The following is a 15148-nucleotide window of genomic DNA, read 5'->3' as shown; positions in this document are numbered from 1 at the left end:
TCAGGGTCGTCTTCCCGTGATCCACGTGCCCGATCGTCCCCACGTTCACATGCGGCTTCGTTCGTTCGAACTTCTTCTTCGCCATGGAGTCTTCTCCTTCGACCTAACGGACCGCCCGGGGGGTCCGGCCCAGTTTGTCAGCGACCTTCTCCTTCGGAACCCGGTCGTAGTTGAGAAACTGCATCGTGTATACGGCCCGTCCCTGCGTGAGGGAACGGAGCGTGGTCGCGTACCCGAACATGTCGGACAGGGGCGCCCGCGCCGAGATGACCTGCGCGTCGGCCCGGTGGGCCATCCCCTCGACTTTTCCGCGTCTCATATTCAGATCGCTCATGACATCCCCCACGTAATCCATGGGGAGCACGACCTCGAGGCTCATGATCGGCTCCAGCAGCACCGGAGCTCCCTTCCGCAGGCCCTCGTTGAAGGCCATCCCGCCCGCGATGCGGAAGGCGAGATCGGAGGAGTCCACCTCGTGGTACGAACCGTCGACGAGCGTCACCTTCACGTCGGTGACCGGATAGCCGCCGAGCGGACCGCTGTTCATCGAATCCCTGATGCCCGTCTCGACATAGGGGACGAACTGCTTGGGGACCACGCCGGCGACGATGCGGTTCTCGAACCGGAACCCGCCGCCGGGATTCGGCTCGAGCTCGATGACGACGTGACCGTACTGGCCGCGGCCGCCGCTCTGCCTGACGAACCGGCCGTCCGCGCGCGCCAGCCTCGTGATCGTCTCCTTGTACGCCACCATCGGGCGCCCGACGTTCGCCTCGACCTTGAACTCGCGGAGCATCCGGTCGACGAGCACCTCGAGGTGCAGCTCGCCCATGCCGGAAATGAGGGTCTGCCCCGTTTCCTGGTCCTGCCGCACCTGGAAGGTGGGATCCTCTTCGCTCAGGCGGCGCATCGCCTCGGAGAGCTTCTCCTCGTCGGCCTTGGTCTTCGGCTCGATCGCCACCTGGATGACCGGCTCGGGGAAGGTCATCATCTCGAGCTGGATCGGGTGCTTCGGATCGCACAGGGTGTCCCCCGTGGACGAATGCTTCAGCCCCACGACCGCGACGATGTCCCCCGTGAACAGCATATCGATATCCTCGCGCTTGTTCGCATGCATCAGCAGCGCGCGCTGGAAACGCTCCTTCTTCTTCGTCTCGGCGTTAATCACCTGCGTCCCCGCCTCCAGCGAGCCGCTGTAGACCCTGAGATAGTGCAGGCGGCCGACGTACGGGTCGGTCATCACCTTGAAAACGAGGGCCGAAAAGGGCGCCTCGTCCTCCGGCGGCCGTTCCTCCTCGTGGTCGGTGAAGGGATTCATGCCCCGCACCGCCGGTATGTCCGTCGGGTCCGGCAGGTACCGGACCACGGCGTCGAGCAGCAGCTGGACGCCCTTGTTCTTGAAGGCCGAACCGCAGAGCACCGGCACGACGTCCACGGCGATGACCGCCTTGCGGACCGCCGAACGGATCGTGTCCGCCGAGACGGGCGTCCCGTCGAGGACGTGGTGCACGATCTCTTCCTCGTAGTCGGCGAGGGCCTCGAGCATGTGCTCCCGGGCCTCCCGGGCCTGCTCGACGAGATCCCGCGGGATCTCCTTCTCGACGAACGTCGCGCCGAGGCTCGCCTCGTCGTAGAGGAACGCCTTCATCGTCACCAGGTCGATGACGCCGGTGAACAGCTCCCCGCTGCCGATCGGCAGCTGCAGGGGAATCGCCTTCGCGCCGAGCCGCTTCCGTATCATCCGGACGACGTTGTCGAAGTCCGCCCCGACGCGGTCCATCTTGTTGACGAACGCGAGCCGGGGAATGCGGTACTTGTCGGCCTGGCGCCAGACCGTCTCGGACTGCGGCTCGACGCCGCCGACGCCGCAGAAGATGGCGACGACGCCGTCCAGGACGCGGAGGCTCCGCTCCACCTCGACGGTGAAGTCGACGTGTCCCGGCGTATCGATGATGTTGATGCGGTGCCCGTCCCAGAGGCAGGTCGTCGCGGCCGAGGTGATCGTGATCCCCCGCTCCCGCTCCTGTGCCATCCAGTCCATCACCGCGCTCCCCTCGTGGACCTCGCCCATGCGGTGGACCTTGCCCGTATAGAACAGGATCCGCTCCGTGAGCGTCGTCTTTCCGGCATCGATATGGGCCGCGATGCCGATGTTTCTCGTCCTATCGAGAGGATATTGCCTGGACATTCAGCCTCTCCCGGTTCCGGGGCGCCCGTGTCCGCGCCCCCTGGAGAGGCGGCGGATCAGGGAATCCCGGGGCTGTCGGTGCGTATGACGCGAGCGTGCCGTTGTCTCATCTATGTATTCCCTCACCCCACATTCGGCCCCCGGCGAACCGTCAACCGAATCGGATTTTCCACACCACCCCACCCCGAATCTATGCCACCCGGGGAACCCTTCCCCCGGGGAGATATCTACCAGCGGTAATGCGCGAACGCCTTGTTCGCCTCGGCCATGCGATGCGTGTCCTCGCGCTTCTTGATCGAGGGGCCTTCCTTCTTGTAGGCCAGCATCAGCTCGGCGGCGAGCTTCTCCGCCATCGTCTTCTCGGCCCGCGCCTTGGCGTAGCCGAGGATCCAGCGCATCGCCAGGGCGGTCCGCCGGTTCTGCCGCACCTCGATCGGCACCTGGTAGGTGGCGCCGCCGACGCGGCGCGAGGTGACCTCGAGCACCGGCTTGACGTTCTCGATTCCCCGCTTGAGGATCTCGAGCCCGCTCTGGCCCGTGCGGTCCTCCATGATGTCGATGGCATCGTAGACGATACGCTCGGCCACGCTCTTCTTGCCCCGCCGCATGAGGTAATTGATGAAGCGGGCGAGCAGTACGTCACCGTACTTGGGGTCCGGCGTGACATCTCTCTTGACGACTTCTCTTCTGCGCGGCATCCTTCAAACTCCTTGCATCACGACGCGGTCGTCTTTTTCGGGCGCTTCACGCCGTACTTGGAACGGCTCTTGGTCCGGCCGTCGACGCCGCTCGTATCGAGCGTGCCCCTGATGATATGATAACGGACGCCCGGCAGATCCTTCACGCGGCCGCCCCTGATGAGGACGATCGAGTGCTCCTGGAGATTGTGTCCCTCGCCGGGAATATAGGCGGTGACCTCGTATCCGTTGGTGAGCCGCACACGGGCGACCTTGCGGATCGCCGAGTTCGGCTTCTTGGGCGTCGACGTGTAGACGCGCGTGCATACGCCGCGTTTCTGCGGGCAGGCCTGCAGTGCGGGCGCGCTCGTCTTTTTCCTGATCTTCTTGCGGCCCTTCCGGATCAACTGGTTTATAGTCGGCACGATTCGTTCCCTTGCAACTTAACTGCTTAGAAGAAAACTACATAGGGCACCCCGAACACCCTTCGGATCCCGGGATGCAGACTTGCAATCTAACACCCGTCCCATCGCTTGTCAAGAAAATAATCGTATGTCTTTTCAACGGTTCCGCCCGTCGGGGACGGTCGTCAGGAGACCCCCTTCCGGACATCCTTCATCATCTCGGCGATCTGTTCCTCGTCCAGCTCCTCCTCGACGAGATCCTCCTCGCTCATCACGTCCTCGATGCCGATCCGGCTGTACTTGAACAGCCCCGTTCCGGCCGGGATGAGGTGTCCCATGACGACGTTCTCCTTGAGTCCGAGGAGGGCGTCGGTCTTGCCCTGGACAGCCGCCTCGGTGAGCACCCGCGTCGTCTCCTGGAAGGAGGCGGCCGAGATGAAGCTCTCCGTCGACAGGGAGGCCTTCGTGATGCCGAGCAGCAGCGGCTTGAAGGTGGCCGGCTGGCCGCCCTGCGCCAGGGCCCGCTCGTTCTCGTCGCGGAACTCGTTCTTCGAGACGATGTCCCCCTCGAGGAAGCGGGTGCCGCCGGGATCCTCCACCTGGACCTTCTGGAGCATCTGCCGGACGATGACCTCGATGTGCTTGTCGTTTATGCGGACGCCCTGGAGGCGGTAGACCTCCTGGATCTCGTTGACCAGGTAGTTCTGCGCGGCGTTGACGCCCTTGATCGAGAGGATGTCGAAGGGATTGACCGGCCCCTCGGTGAGATTGTCCCCCGCCTCGACGAGATCGCCCTCGTAGACGCGCAGGTGCTTTCCCTGCGGGACGATGTAGTTGCGCTTGTCCCCGCTCTCGTTGTTGACGATGATCTTGCGCATCCCCTTCGTGACCGGACCGAACTCGACGACGCCGTCGATCTCGGAGACGACGGCCGCCTCCTTCGGCTTCCGGACCTCGAAGAGCTCGGCCACCCGCGGCAGACCGCCGGTGATGTCGCGCGTCTTCGTTATCTCCTTCGGGATACGGCAGATCAGGTCTCCCGGGCGGATCGTGTCGCCGTCGTGCATCATCATGTGGGCGCCGGTCGGGATGATGTAGTTGCCGACGGCCTTGTCCTTCCTGTCGAACAGCTCGACGTGCGGATGGAGCTTCTTGTCGCGGTCGTCGATGATCACCATCTGCCGCAACCCCGTCTTGTCGTCGAGCTTCTCGCGAAGCGTCATCCCCTCGACGATGTCGCGGAACCGGATCGTCCCGCCCTTGTCGGTGATGATGAAGTCGGAGTAGGGATCCCACTCGTAGATGACGGCGTCCTTCTCGATGACGTCGCCTTCCTTGACGGTGAGCGCCGCGCCGTAGGGCACGCCGAAACGGGCCCGGATGCGATCGCTCTTGGCGTCGCGGATGACCACTTCGCCCTTCCGGCCGAGCGCGATGATGCGCTTCTCGCGGTTCTCGACCGTTTTGATGTTGTTGAACTCGACCTTGCCGGCGTGGTTCGTCGTCTGCTGCGTGTTCTCGGCGATGCGGCTCGCCGTGCCGCCGACGTGGAAGGTCCGCAGGGTGAGCTGCGTGCCCGGCTCGCCGATGCTCTGCGCGGCGATGACGCCGACCGCCTCGCCGATGTCGACGAGATTGCCGGAGGCGAGGTTGCGCCCGTAGCAGAGGGCGCAGGCGCCCCGGCGCGCCTCGCAGGTGAGCACCGAGCGGATCTTGACCTTTTCGACGCCCCGCTCCTCGACTTCGAGGGCGAGATCCTCGTCGATCTGCGAGTTCGCCGCGGCGATGACCTCCCCGGAATGCGGGTCGATGACGTCGTCGACCACCACGCGGCCGAGGATACGGTCGCTCAGGCTCTCGATGATCTCCTCGCCCTCCTTCAGGGCCATGGTGTCGACGCCCATGATCGTTCCGCAGTCGGTCTCGGTGATGATGACGTCCTGGGCCACATCGACGAGCCGCCTCGTGAGGTAGCCCGCGTCGGCGGTCTTGAGGGCCGTGTCGGCCAGTCCCTTGCGCGCGCCGTGAGTCGAGATGAAGTACTGCAGCACGCTCAGGCCTTCCTTGAAGTTGGCCGTGATCGGCATCTCGATGATCTCGCCGACGCCGCCGGTGATCCGCTTCTGGGGCTTGGCCATGAGGCCGCGCATCCCTGCGAGCTGGCGGATCTGGTCGCGGTTGCCCCGGGATCCGGAGCCCGCCATCATGTAGATCGGGTTGAAGCCGCCGCGATCGCGGCCGAGATTCTCGAGCATCGCGTCGGCGACGTTGTTGGACGTGTGCGTCCACGTGTCGATGATCTTGTTGTAGCGCTCGCCGTCGGTGATGATCCCCTGCTTGTACTGCTTCTTGATGCGCGCGATTTCCTTCTCCGCGTCCGCGAGCAGGGCCGGCTTCTCGTCGGGGACGACGATGTCGTCGACGCCGAAGGTGATCCCCGCTTTCGTCGCGTAGTAGAAGCCGGTGTTCTTGAGCCGCTCGGCGAACTGCACCGTCTCGGAGTTCCCCAGAAGCTTGTAACAGCGGGAAACGAGGGCGCCGAGCGTCTTCTTGTCGAGGATCTCGTTGACGTATCCCAGCACGTCGGGAACGATCCCGTTGAAGACGACCCGGCCGGCCGTCGTGCTGACGAGCTCGCCGTTCATCCTCACCTTGATGCGCGCGTGCAGGCTGATCGCACCGGCATCGTACGCGGCGAAGACGTCTGCGGGGCTGAAGAACGCCTTGCCCTCGCCGATCGCGCCCTCCCTGACGACGGAGAGGTAGTAGAGACCCAGAACGATATCCTGCGACGGGGACGCCAGCGGAGCGCCGTTCGCCGGGGAGAGGATATTGTTCGCCGAAAGCATGATCGTGCGCGCTTCCAGCTGGGCCTCGTAGGACAGCGGCACGTGGACGGCCATCTGGTCGCCGTCGAAGTCGGCGTTGAACGCGGTGCAGACGAGGGGATGGATCTGGATGGCCTTGCCCTCGATGAGGAGCGGCTGGAAGGCCTGGATCCCCAGGCGGTGCAGCGTGGGCGCCCGGTTGAGGAGGACCGGGTGGTCCTTGATGATCTCCTCGAGGATGTCCCACACCTCGGGCCGCTCGCGTTCGACGAGCTTCTTGGCGCTCTTGACCGTCTGGACGTACCCCTTCTCCTCGAGCTTGCGGATGATGAAGGGCTTGAAGAGCTCGAGGGCCATCGACTTGGGCAGCCCGCACTGGCCGAGCTGCAGCTCGGGCCCGACGACGATCACCGACCGCCCCGAGTAGTCGACGCGCTTGCCCAGCAGGTTCTGGCGGAACCGTCCCTGCTTGCCCTTCAGCATGTCGCTGAGGCTCTTCAGGGGGCGGTTGCCCTGCCCGCGGACGGCGCGGGAACGGCGGCTGTTGTCGAAGAGGGCGTCCACGGCCTCCTGGAGCATCCGCTTCTCGTTGCGCAGGATGACCTCCGGAGCGCGGATCTCGATGAGCTTCTTCAGCCGGTTGTTCCGGTTGATGACGCGCCGGTAGAGATCGTTGAGATCGCTCGTGGCGAAGCGGCCGCCCTCGAGGGGAACGAGGGGCCGCAGGTCCGGCGGAAGAACGGGGATGACCGAGAGGATCATCCACTCGGGCCGGTTCTGGCTCTGCCGGAAGGCCTCGATCACGCGCAGGCGCTTGAGGACGTCCTTCTTGCGCTGCACCGAGGTCTCGACCTTGGACTGTGCGCGCAGGTTGACCGATTCCTCCTCGACGTTGATCTGCGCGAGGAGGTCGCGGATCGCCTCGCCGCCCATCCTCGCGTTGAATTCCGCGCCGCTGTCGACGAGGTCGTTGTAGGTCTCGTCGTCGATGAGCTCCCGGTGCTTCAACTCGGTGTTGCCCGGGTCGATCACGACATAGCTCTCGTAGTAGAGGATCCGCTCGAGATTGCGGACCGTCATGTCGAGCATGTACCCGATCCGGCTCGGCACGCCCTTGAGGAACCAGATGTGCGCGACGGGGACGGCGAGCTCGATGTGGCCGAGACGGTCCCGCCGCACCCGGGAGTGCGTCACCTCGACGCCGCACCGGTCGCAGATGACGCCACGGTACCGGATCCGCTTGTACTTACCGCACGCGCATTCCCAGTCCTTCACGGGACCGAAGATCCGCTCGCAGAAAAGGCCGTCCTTCTCGGGCTTGAAGGACCGGTAGTTGATCGTCTCGGGCTTGATCACCTCGCCGTAGCTCCACGACTTGATGACCTCAGGGGAGGCGAGCTGGATGCGCATCGCCTTGATGTCGGTCGGCTTCTTGCGGTCCTTGTCGAGAAACGTGGGATACAATGAATACCTCCCCCGCTAGTTCTTGTCGAGCTGCACGTCGAGGCACAGGCTCTGAAGCTCTTTGATGAGCACGTTGAAGGCCTCCGGCAAACCGGGGTCGGGGGCGTTGTCGCCCTTGACGATGGCCTCGTAGATCTTGCTGCGTCCGGCGACATCGTCAGACTTGACCGTCAACAGTTCCTGCAGGGTATAGGCGGCGCCGTAGGCCTCGAGGGCCCAGACCTCCATCTCCCCGAACCGCTGGCCGCCGAACTGCGCCTTGCCACCGAGCGGTTGCTGCGATACGAGCGAGTAGGGCCCGATCGAGCGCGCGTGGATCTTGTCGTCGACGAGATGGGACAATTTCAGCATGTAGATGTAGCCGACGGTGATCCGCTCGTCGAAGCGCTCGCCGGCGATGCCGTCGTAGAGAACGGTCTTGCCGTCCTCGGGCAGGCCGGCGCGCCTGAGCGCATCCTTGACCTCGACGATCGAGGCGCCGTCGAAGACCGGCGTCGAGACGCTGAAACCAAGCGCCGCGGCGGCCCAGCCGAGATGGGTCTCGAGGATCTGGCCGACGTTCATACGGCTCGGCACGCCGAGCGGATTGAGGATGATGTCGACCGGCGTCCCGTCCTCCATGTACGGCATGTCCTCCACGGGGACGATCGTCGAGACGACGCCCTTGTTGCCGTGGCGGCCGGCCATCTTGTCGCCGATCGAGACCTTGCGCTTCCGGGCGACGTAGGTCTTCACGAGCTTGGAGACCCCGGGAGGCAGCTCGTCGCCGCGCATCACGCGCTCGATCTCCTTCTCGAAGGTGCTCTCGATCCCGTCGATCGCCCGGGCGGCCGCTTCCATGAGCGACTGTATCCTGGAGTCGACCTTGGGATCCTTGACGATCGGCAGCCCCCAGTGCAGGTGATCGACGTCGATCGACTTGAGGAGCTTGTCGTTTATCTTCCGCCCGGCGCGCGCCTGGATCTCGCCCGTCTCCGAGTGGATGAGCTTCTCGGTGGTCTGCCCGATCATGAGCGTCTCGAGCCGCTCGCGTCGCCGGTCCTTGACGTGGGCGATATCCTCGTCACGCTTGCGGGTCAGCTCCTGGACCTTCTTCTTCTCGTGCGTCTTGGCGCGGTCGTCGCGCTCCTTGCGGGAGAAGACCTTGATGTCCACGACGATCCCGTCCATGCCGGGAGGCGCCTTGAGGGAGGCGTCCCGGACGTCGCCGGCCTTCTCGCCGAAGATCGCCTTGAGAAGCCGCTCCTCGGGCGTGAGCTCCGTCTCGCCCTTCGGGGTGACCTTGCCGACGAGGATGTCCCCCGCCTTGACCCGGGCCCCGATCCGGACGATGCCGTCCTCGTCGAGATTGGCGAGCATCTCCTCGCTCACGTTGGGTATCTCGCGGGTGATCTCTTCCATCCCCGCCTTCGTGTCGCGCACCTGCGTCTCGAACTCCTCGATGTGGATCGAGGTGTACGTGTCGTCCTTGACGAGGCGTTCGCTTATGATGATCGCGTCCTCGAAGTTGTACCCGCGCCAGGGCATGAACGCGACGAGCACGTTCTTGCCGAGCGCCAGCTCGCCGTCGTGCGTCGCGGACGAATCGGCGAGCACCTCGCCCTTCCGCACCTTCTGTCCGACGGAGACGAGCGGCTTCTGGTTGACGCAGGTGTCCTGGTTGGATCGCTGGTACTTGATGAGCCGGTGCTCCTCGACGCCGCCGAAACCGCTGAAATCCTCGAAGCCGTCGTCGTCCTTGCGCGTGGTGTAGGAGACGAGGATGCGGTCGGCCGACACGCTCTCGATCCGTCCCGGACGGCGCGCGATCTCGAGCACGCCGGAATCGTAGGCGGCCTTCTTCTCGAGGCCGGTTCCCACGAGGGGCGCCTCGGAGGTGAGAAGGGGCACGGCCTGGCGCTGCATGTTGCAGCCCATCAGGGCCCGGTTCGCGTCGTCGTGCTCGAGGAAGGGGATCAACGCCGCCGCCGCGCTCACGAGCTGGTTGGGGGAGACGTCCATGTAGGAGACGTCCTTCGGATCCACGACGACGAACTCGCCGCCGTGCCGCGCCATGACCGTCTTGTTGACGAAATGGCCCTTCGCGTCGATGGGCGCGTTCGCGTGCGCGATGATCGCCTGGTCCTCCTTGTCGGCGGAGAGCATGACGATCTCGCCGGTGACGATTCCCTTCTTGACGACGCGGTAGGGCGTCTCCAGGAATCCGAACTCGTTGACGCGGGCGTAGGTGGCCAGAGACGTGATCAGGCCGATGTTCGGGCCTTCCGGCGTCTCGATGGGACACATCCGGCCGTAGTGCGTGAAGTGGACGTCGCGCACCTCGAAACCGGCCCGTTCCCGCGTGAGCCCGCCCGGTCCGAGCGCCGAGAGGCGCCTCTTGTGGGTGAGCTCGGCGAGGGGGTTGGTCTGGTCCATGAACTGCGAGAGCTGGCTGCTCCCGAAGAAGGACTGGACCACCGCGCTGATCGTCCTCGCGTTCACGAGATCGTAGGGGGTCGGGTTCTCGTTCTCCTGGATGGTCATCCGCTCCCGGATGATCCGGGCCATCCGGGCGAGACCGACGGAGAACTGGTTGGCGAGCAGCTCGCCCACCGACCGGACGCGACGGTTGCCGAGATGGTCGATGTCGTCGACGGCGCCGTCCGTCTCCTTGATGTGGATCAGATTGGCCACGACGGCGACGAAATCCTTCTCGGTGAGGGTCGTCACGTCGATCGGGACGTCGACGCCGAGCCTGGCGTTCATCTTGTACCGCCCGACACGGGCGAGGTTGTACCGCTTCGGATTGAAGAAGAGGCGGTCGAGCAGCGCCCTGGCCGTCTCGGCGTTCGGCGGATCCCCCGGCCGCATGAGGTTGTAGATGCGCTTCAGCGCGTCCTCCTGGCCGTGGGTGGGATCCTTCTCGATCGTCTTCATGACGACGTCGTCCTCGAGGCCGCCCTCCTTCTCGACGATCACGAGCTTGAGCGCGTTGTTGCTCTTCATGAGCTCGAGAACCGTCTCGGTGAGCTGCGTCCCCGCCTCGGCGAGAAGCTCGCCGGTGCCGGGATTGACGACATCCTCGGCGATGTAGGAGCCGACGAGCGCGTCGTCCTTCTTCGCCTTCCGGGGGGAGAGGTTGTGCACCTTCGTCTGGTGGAAGAGCTTGATGATCGCCGCGTTGGGCTCGAAACCCATCGCCTTGAGAAGCACGGTCACGGGGATCTTCCTGCGGCGGTCGATGTAGACGTACATGATGTCGTTGACATCGATCACGAATTCGACCCAGGAGCCCCGGTAGGGGATGATGCGCGCGTTGAACAGCCGCTTCCCGTTCGGATGGTAGTCGTCGTCGAAGACGACGCCGGGCGAACGGTGGAGCTGGCTGACGATCACGCGCTCGGCTCCGTTGATGATGAACGTGCCCTTGTCGGTGATCAGGGGGATCTCGCCGAGGTAGACCTCGCTCTGGATGATGTCCTTGATCACCTGTTCCCCTTCGCGCTCCTCCTTGACGACGAGCCTGAGCGCCGCCTTCAGCGGCACGGCGAAGGTGAGGTCCCGCTCCTTGCACTCCTCGACCGTGTACTTCGGCTCACCCACGGTGTAGCCGATGTACTCGAGGGTGAAGTGGCCCCGCGAGGAGACGACGGGGAAGACGGACCGGAAGACGGACTCCAGCCCGATCTCGTCCCGCTTGTCCATGGGGACCCGCCTCTGGAGCAGTCGCTCGTAGGATTCGAGCTGCACTTCCAGGAGATGAGGGATCTCCATCACCTGCGGAATCTTCTGGTAACTGATTCGCTCAGGTATATTGATCATGAGAGAACGACCCCTCCCTTGCATCGGTACTGACGCCCGTGCAGGGTCGTGATACGGCGCCTACTTGATTTCGACGGTCGCGCCGACTTCCTCGACCTGCTTCTTGATATCCTCGGCCTCGTCCTTGTTCACGGCCTCCTTGATGGCCTTCGGGGCATCCTCGACGAGCTTCTTGGCCTCGATGAGACCGAGCCCCGTGATCGCGCGGACGACCTTGATGACCTGGATCTTCTGCGAACCGATGTCCTTCAGGATGACGTCGAACTCGGTCTGTTCCTCGGCCTCTTCGCCTGCGCCGGCCATGCCGGCCATCATGCCGGGCATCATGGCCATGGGCGCCGCGGCGCTCACGCCGAAGCGGTCCTCGAGGGCCTTGACGAGATCGCTGAGTTCGAGCACCGTCATCTTCTCGACCGTCTCGATGATCTTCGTGACGGTCGCGGACGCCGGGGCGGCCTTCTTCTCTTCGGCCTTCGGCTTCTCGGCGGGCGCGGTCTCCTCGGTCACCTTCTCCTCCTTGACTTCCTCGGTCCCGGCCGCTGCGGCCTCGTCCTTCTTCTTGGCGGGCATGTTGTTACCTCGCTTCTGTTACCGGTTCGTGTCGATGTTCGTCGGCGCCTGTCGGCGCCCCCCCTTACGCTGCTCCCTTTTTGTCCTCGATGGCCTTCAGCACGAAGACCAGGTCCCGCAGGGAAGCGTTGAGGACCTGTACGAGTCCTCGCAGCGGAGCCTGGAAGGTGCTGACGGTCTGCGCGATGAGAATATCGCGCGGCGGGAGCGAAGCCAGCCGCTCGGTCTCCTTCTCCGTGAAGACCCGGCCGGCGACGTACGCCCCTTTGAATCGGGGCAGCTCGTACTCCGCGGCGAACTTCTTCAGCAGCTGGGCCGGCGCGGCCTCGTCCTCGTCGCTCACGGCGATCGCCGTGGGCCCCTCGAGGAGCGGGTCGAGCTCGGTGATGCCCAGGTCGTTGAACCCGCGCTTCGCCAGCGTGTTCTTGACCACGAGGAACTTGATATCGTTCTCGCGGCACACCCGGCGCAGCTCGGAGATGTCCGCCACGTTGAGTCCGGTGAAATCGTTGAGGACGATGCTCTTGGCGCCCTTCACGAGCTCCTTGAGATCCTCGACTCTCTCCTTCTTGATCGGCTTGACCATGCGTGTCCCTCTCTCGCTACCTGAGCTCGTTGAGCAAAATCGTCGCGTCGAGCTTGATCGACGGCCCCATGGTCGAGGTGACGTACAGGCTCTTGACGTACTTTCCCTTCGCGGACGACGGTTTCGCGCGCAGGAGCTCGGTCATGAGCGCCTTTATGTTCTCCGCGATCTTGTGCTTGTCGAAACTGACCTTGCCGACGGGGACGTGGATGTTCGCGCCCTTGTCCACGCGGTACTCCACCTTGCCGGCCTTGGCCTCCTTGACCGCCTTCGCGACGTCGAAGGTCACCGTGCCGGTCTTGGGATTCGGCATGAGCCCCCGGGGACCGAGCAGGCGCCCGAGCTTGCCGACGTCGCCCATCATGTCCGGCGTGGCGATGGCGACGTCGAAATCGAACCATCCGCCCTGGATCTTCTCGATAAACTCCGCGGAACCGACGAACTCGGCTCCCGCGTCCCGCGCTTCCGTCTCCTTCTCGCCGCGGGTGAGAACGAGGACGCGAACGTCCCGTCCCGTCCCGTGCGGGAGAAGAACGGTCCCGCGGACCTGCTGGTCGGCGTGCCGTGGGTTGACTCCGAGATTCGCCGAGAACTCGACCGACTCGTCGAAGCCCGCCTTCGGCAGGTTCACGAGGACCTCGACCGCCTCGTCGAGCGGGTATTCCCGCCCGCGGTCGATCCTCGCGGCGCTTTCACGGTATTTTTTCCCGCGTTTCATCCGGTATCACCGCTTTCTGTTCGACTCACTTCTCGACGATGATCCCCATGCTGCGCGCGCTCCCCTCGAGCATCTTCACGGCGGCATCGAGATCGAATGCGTTCAGGTCCTTCATCTTCGTCTTCGCGATCTCCTCGAGCTGCGAGACGGTGACCTTGGCCACCTTCTCCTTGTTGGGCTCACCGGAGCCCTTGGCGATGCTCGCGGCCTTCTTGAGCAGCTCGGAAGCGGGAGGAGACTTCGTGACGAACGTGAAGCTCTTGTCGGCGTAGACCGTTATCTCCACGGGTACGATCGTGCCGTTCATGCTCTGCGTCGCGGAATTGAACTGCTTGCAGAAATCCATGGAGCTGACCTGAAGCTGTCCCAGCGCGGGTCCGACCGGGGGAGCCGGGGAAGCCTGCCCGCCGGGGATCTGGAGCTTGACGACCTTGAGAATCTTCTTTTTCGATTTCTTCGCCATGAGAACACCCGCTCCTTGCGATGCGACGGCCTGGACCCGCCGCGGATGCTAGATCGTCTTGACCTGGAGAAAATCGAGCTCGACAGGGGTCTCCCTGCCGAAAATGCTGACGAGGACCTTGAGCTTGCCGCGCTCGGGATTGATTTCGTCGACGACGCCGGTGAAATCGGCGAAGGGGCCGTCGGCGACCCGAACGTGCTCGCCGAGCGTGAAGGGAACCTCGGGAATGATGCCTTCCTTCTTCTCCATCCGCCCGAGGATCCGGTCGACTTCCTTCCCGGGCATCGGGGTCGGCTTGCCGCCGCCGCCGACGAAATGGGTGACGCCCGGCACGTTCTCGACGAGCGACCAGGTCTCGTTCGTCATCTCCATCTCGACGAGGATGTAGCTGGGGAAGAGCTTCCGCTTCGAGACGGTCTTCTTGCCCTTCTTCATCTCGGCGACTTCCTCGGTGGCGACGAGGACCTTGCCGAACCTGTCCTGGAAATCGGAATTGCGGATGAGCCGCTCGATCGTGTCGCGCACCTTCGCCTCGCGCCCCGAATAGGTATGAAGCACGTACCAGCGCATGTTGGCGTTGCGCGGCGGCTCTTCCGGCAACGGCGGAACCGCGGGCGCGGCCGCCGGAGCCTCCTCCGTCGCGGGTTCGTCAACGGCGGGCTCTTCCGTCGCGGGCTCGCCGTCGCCGGGCGCGTCCCCGGCGGGCTCTTCCGTCGCGGGCTCGTCAACGGCGGGCTCCTCCGTCGAGGCCCCGGCGTCGTCGGGCGCGTCCCCGGCGGGCTCCTCCGTCGCGGGCGCGGGCGTCTCGACCGCCTCGCTCGCGGCGTTCTCCTCGGCGTCTGTCTTCTTGCGTTCCTCGTTCATCGTCCCGTCTCCGGCGCCGACCGGGTCACCACCCGAGCAGCCGCCTTATGATCAGCGTGAGCACCTGGTCGACGACCCCGATGAACAGGGTCACGACGAAGGTCGCAATGATGACGATCTGGGTCGATCCCTTGAGCTCGTCGCGGGTCGGCCAGGTCACCTTGCGCAGTTCGCTGCGCGTTTCGTTCAGGAAATTCCGGATCTTCTCGATCATGCCATCTCTCCGATCCGTCTCCCCGGTGCGGGGATGCCCCGCCCACGGCGTCCGGCGCACCGGCCGGAAGCCCGCGGGACGGACGCCCGCCGGGGCCGTCACGTTCCTACCGGGTCTCCTTGTGTACGGTGTGCTTCCCGCAGGTACGGCAGTACTTCCGATGCTCGAGCCGATCGGGATGCTTCCGCTTGTTCTTCGTCGTCGTGTAGTTCCTGTTCTTGCAATCGGTGCAAGCGAGGATCACCAGTTCTCTCATCTCTCCCGATCCCTTCAGGTTACCGCTTCGTTACTCGATGATATTGGTCACGACGCCGGCGCCGACGGTACGTCCGCCCTCGCGGATCGCGAACCGCAGCTCCTGCTCCATCGCG

At 64.5% G+C, this 15148-nt stretch carries 14 protein-coding genes; all 14 read right to left on the bottom strand.

Annotated elements, in window-relative coordinates:
* A partial coding sequence (locus JW876_05380; GenBank protein ID MBN1884935.1) for an elongation factor Tu occupies positions 1 to 85 on the bottom strand: 85 nt, incomplete at its 3' end.
* 18 nt (positions 86 to 103) lie between these two features.
* A complete protein-coding gene (gene fusA / locus JW876_05375; GenBank protein ID MBN1884934.1) occupies positions 104 to 2188 on the bottom strand; it encodes an elongation factor G in 2085 nt (694 codons plus the stop codon).
* A gap of 227 nt (positions 2189 to 2415) precedes the next feature.
* Positions 2416 to 2886 carry a 30S ribosomal protein S7 gene (rpsG, locus tag JW876_05370; GenBank protein MBN1884933.1) on the bottom strand — a complete coding sequence of 157 codons (471 nt, stop codon included), beginning with the start codon at positions 2884 to 2886 and terminating at the stop codon, positions 2416 to 2418.
* A 17-nt stretch (positions 2887 to 2903) separates the two neighbouring features.
* Positions 2904 to 3290, bottom strand: a complete 387-nt coding sequence (locus JW876_05365) for a 30S ribosomal protein S12 (protein ID MBN1884932.1) — start codon at positions 3288 to 3290, stop codon at positions 2904 to 2906.
* Between the two features lie 164 nt (positions 3291 to 3454).
* The gene (rpoC, locus tag JW876_05360) at positions 3455 to 7507 is read right to left on the bottom strand and encodes a DNA-directed RNA polymerase subunit beta' (protein MBN1884931.1); all 4053 of its coding nucleotides are present in this window, start codon (positions 7505 to 7507) and stop codon (positions 3455 to 3457) included.
* Positions 7508 to 7576: 69 nt separating this feature from the next.
* Positions 7577 to 11362, bottom strand: coding sequence for a DNA-directed RNA polymerase subunit beta (gene rpoB / locus JW876_05355; GenBank protein MBN1884930.1), 3786 nt, complete (start codon positions 11360 to 11362; stop codon positions 7577 to 7579).
* Positions 11363 to 11422: 60 nt separating this feature from the next.
* Positions 11423 to 11932 (bottom strand): 50S ribosomal protein L7/L12, encoded by a 510-nt coding sequence (gene rplL / locus JW876_05350; GenBank protein MBN1884929.1) that lies wholly within the window; start codon positions 11930 to 11932, stop codon positions 11423 to 11425.
* Between the two features lie 64 nt (positions 11933 to 11996).
* Positions 11997 to 12518, bottom strand: coding sequence for a 50S ribosomal protein L10 (locus JW876_05345; GenBank protein ID MBN1884928.1), 522 nt, complete (start codon positions 12516 to 12518; stop codon positions 11997 to 11999).
* A 16-nt stretch (positions 12519 to 12534) separates the two neighbouring features.
* Positions 12535 to 13236, bottom strand: coding sequence for a 50S ribosomal protein L1 (gene rplA / locus JW876_05340; protein ID MBN1884927.1), 702 nt, complete (start codon positions 13234 to 13236; stop codon positions 12535 to 12537).
* 25 nt (positions 13237 to 13261) lie between these two features.
* Positions 13262 to 13699 carry a 50S ribosomal protein L11 gene (rplK, locus tag JW876_05335; GenBank protein MBN1884926.1) on the bottom strand — a complete coding sequence of 146 codons (438 nt, stop codon included), beginning with the start codon at positions 13697 to 13699 and terminating at the stop codon, positions 13262 to 13264.
* Positions 13700 to 13747: 48 nt separating this feature from the next.
* Entirely contained in the window at positions 13748 to 14563 is an 816-nt protein-coding gene (gene nusG / locus JW876_05330) for a transcription termination/antitermination factor NusG (GenBank protein MBN1884925.1), read from the bottom strand.
* 25 nt (positions 14564 to 14588) lie between these two features.
* Positions 14589 to 14777 carry a preprotein translocase subunit SecE gene (gene secE / locus JW876_05325; GenBank protein ID MBN1884924.1) on the bottom strand — a complete coding sequence of 63 codons (189 nt, stop codon included), beginning with the start codon at positions 14775 to 14777 and terminating at the stop codon, positions 14589 to 14591.
* Positions 14778 to 14883: 106 nt separating this feature from the next.
* Entirely contained in the window at positions 14884 to 15033 is a 150-nt protein-coding gene (rpmG, locus tag JW876_05320; GenBank protein ID MBN1884923.1) for a 50S ribosomal protein L33, read from the bottom strand.
* A gap of 30 nt (positions 15034 to 15063) precedes the next feature.
* Positions 15064 to 15148: elongation factor Tu (locus tag JW876_05315; protein ID MBN1884922.1), on the bottom strand; the 85-nt coding region annotated here is incomplete at its 5' end.

It is taken from the genome of Candidatus Krumholzibacteriota bacterium (assembly GCA_016931295.1).
Classification (GTDB): domain Bacteria; phylum Krumholzibacteriota; class Krumholzibacteriia; order Krumholzibacteriales; family Krumholzibacteriaceae; genus JAFGEZ01.
Note: the sequence above shows the minus strand (reverse complement) of the source record. Positions and strands in the feature narration are given on the sequence as shown.

Coding starts and splice junctions, on each gene's coding strand:
- fusA (MBN1884934.1), bottom strand. CDS start 2,188: ATGTCCAGGCAATATCCTCTCGATAGGACGAGAAACATCGGCATCGCG.
- rpsG (MBN1884933.1), bottom strand. CDS start 2,886: ATGCCGCGCAGAAGAGAAGTCGTCAAGAGAGATGTCACGCCGGACCCC.
- rpoC (MBN1884931.1), bottom strand. CDS start 7,507: ATGCGCATCCAGCTCGCCTCCCCTGAGGTCATCAAGTCGTGGAGCTAC.
- rpoB (MBN1884930.1), bottom strand. CDS start 11,362: ATGATCAATATACCTGAGCGAATCAGTTACCAGAAGATTCCGCAGGTG.
- rplL (MBN1884929.1), bottom strand. CDS start 11,932: ATGCCCGCCAAGAAGAAGGACGAGGCCGCAGCGGCCGGGACCGAGGAA.
- JW876_05345 (MBN1884928.1), bottom strand. CDS start 12,518: ATGGTCAAGCCGATCAAGAAGGAGAGAGTCGAGGATCTCAAGGAGCTC.
- rplA (MBN1884927.1), bottom strand. CDS start 13,236: ATGAAACGCGGGAAAAAATACCGTGAAAGCGCCGCGAGGATCGACCGC.
- rplK (MBN1884926.1), bottom strand. CDS start 13,699: ATGGCGAAGAAATCGAAAAAGAAGATTCTCAAGGTCGTCAAGCTCCAG.
- nusG (MBN1884925.1), bottom strand. CDS start 14,563: ATGAACGAGGAACGCAAGAAGACAGACGCCGAGGAGAACGCCGCGAGC.
- secE (MBN1884924.1), bottom strand. CDS start 14,777: ATGATCGAGAAGATCCGGAATTTCCTGAACGAAACGCGCAGCGAACTG.
- rpmG (MBN1884923.1), bottom strand. CDS start 15,033: ATGAGAGAACTGGTGATCCTCGCTTGCACCGATTGCAAGAACAGGAAC.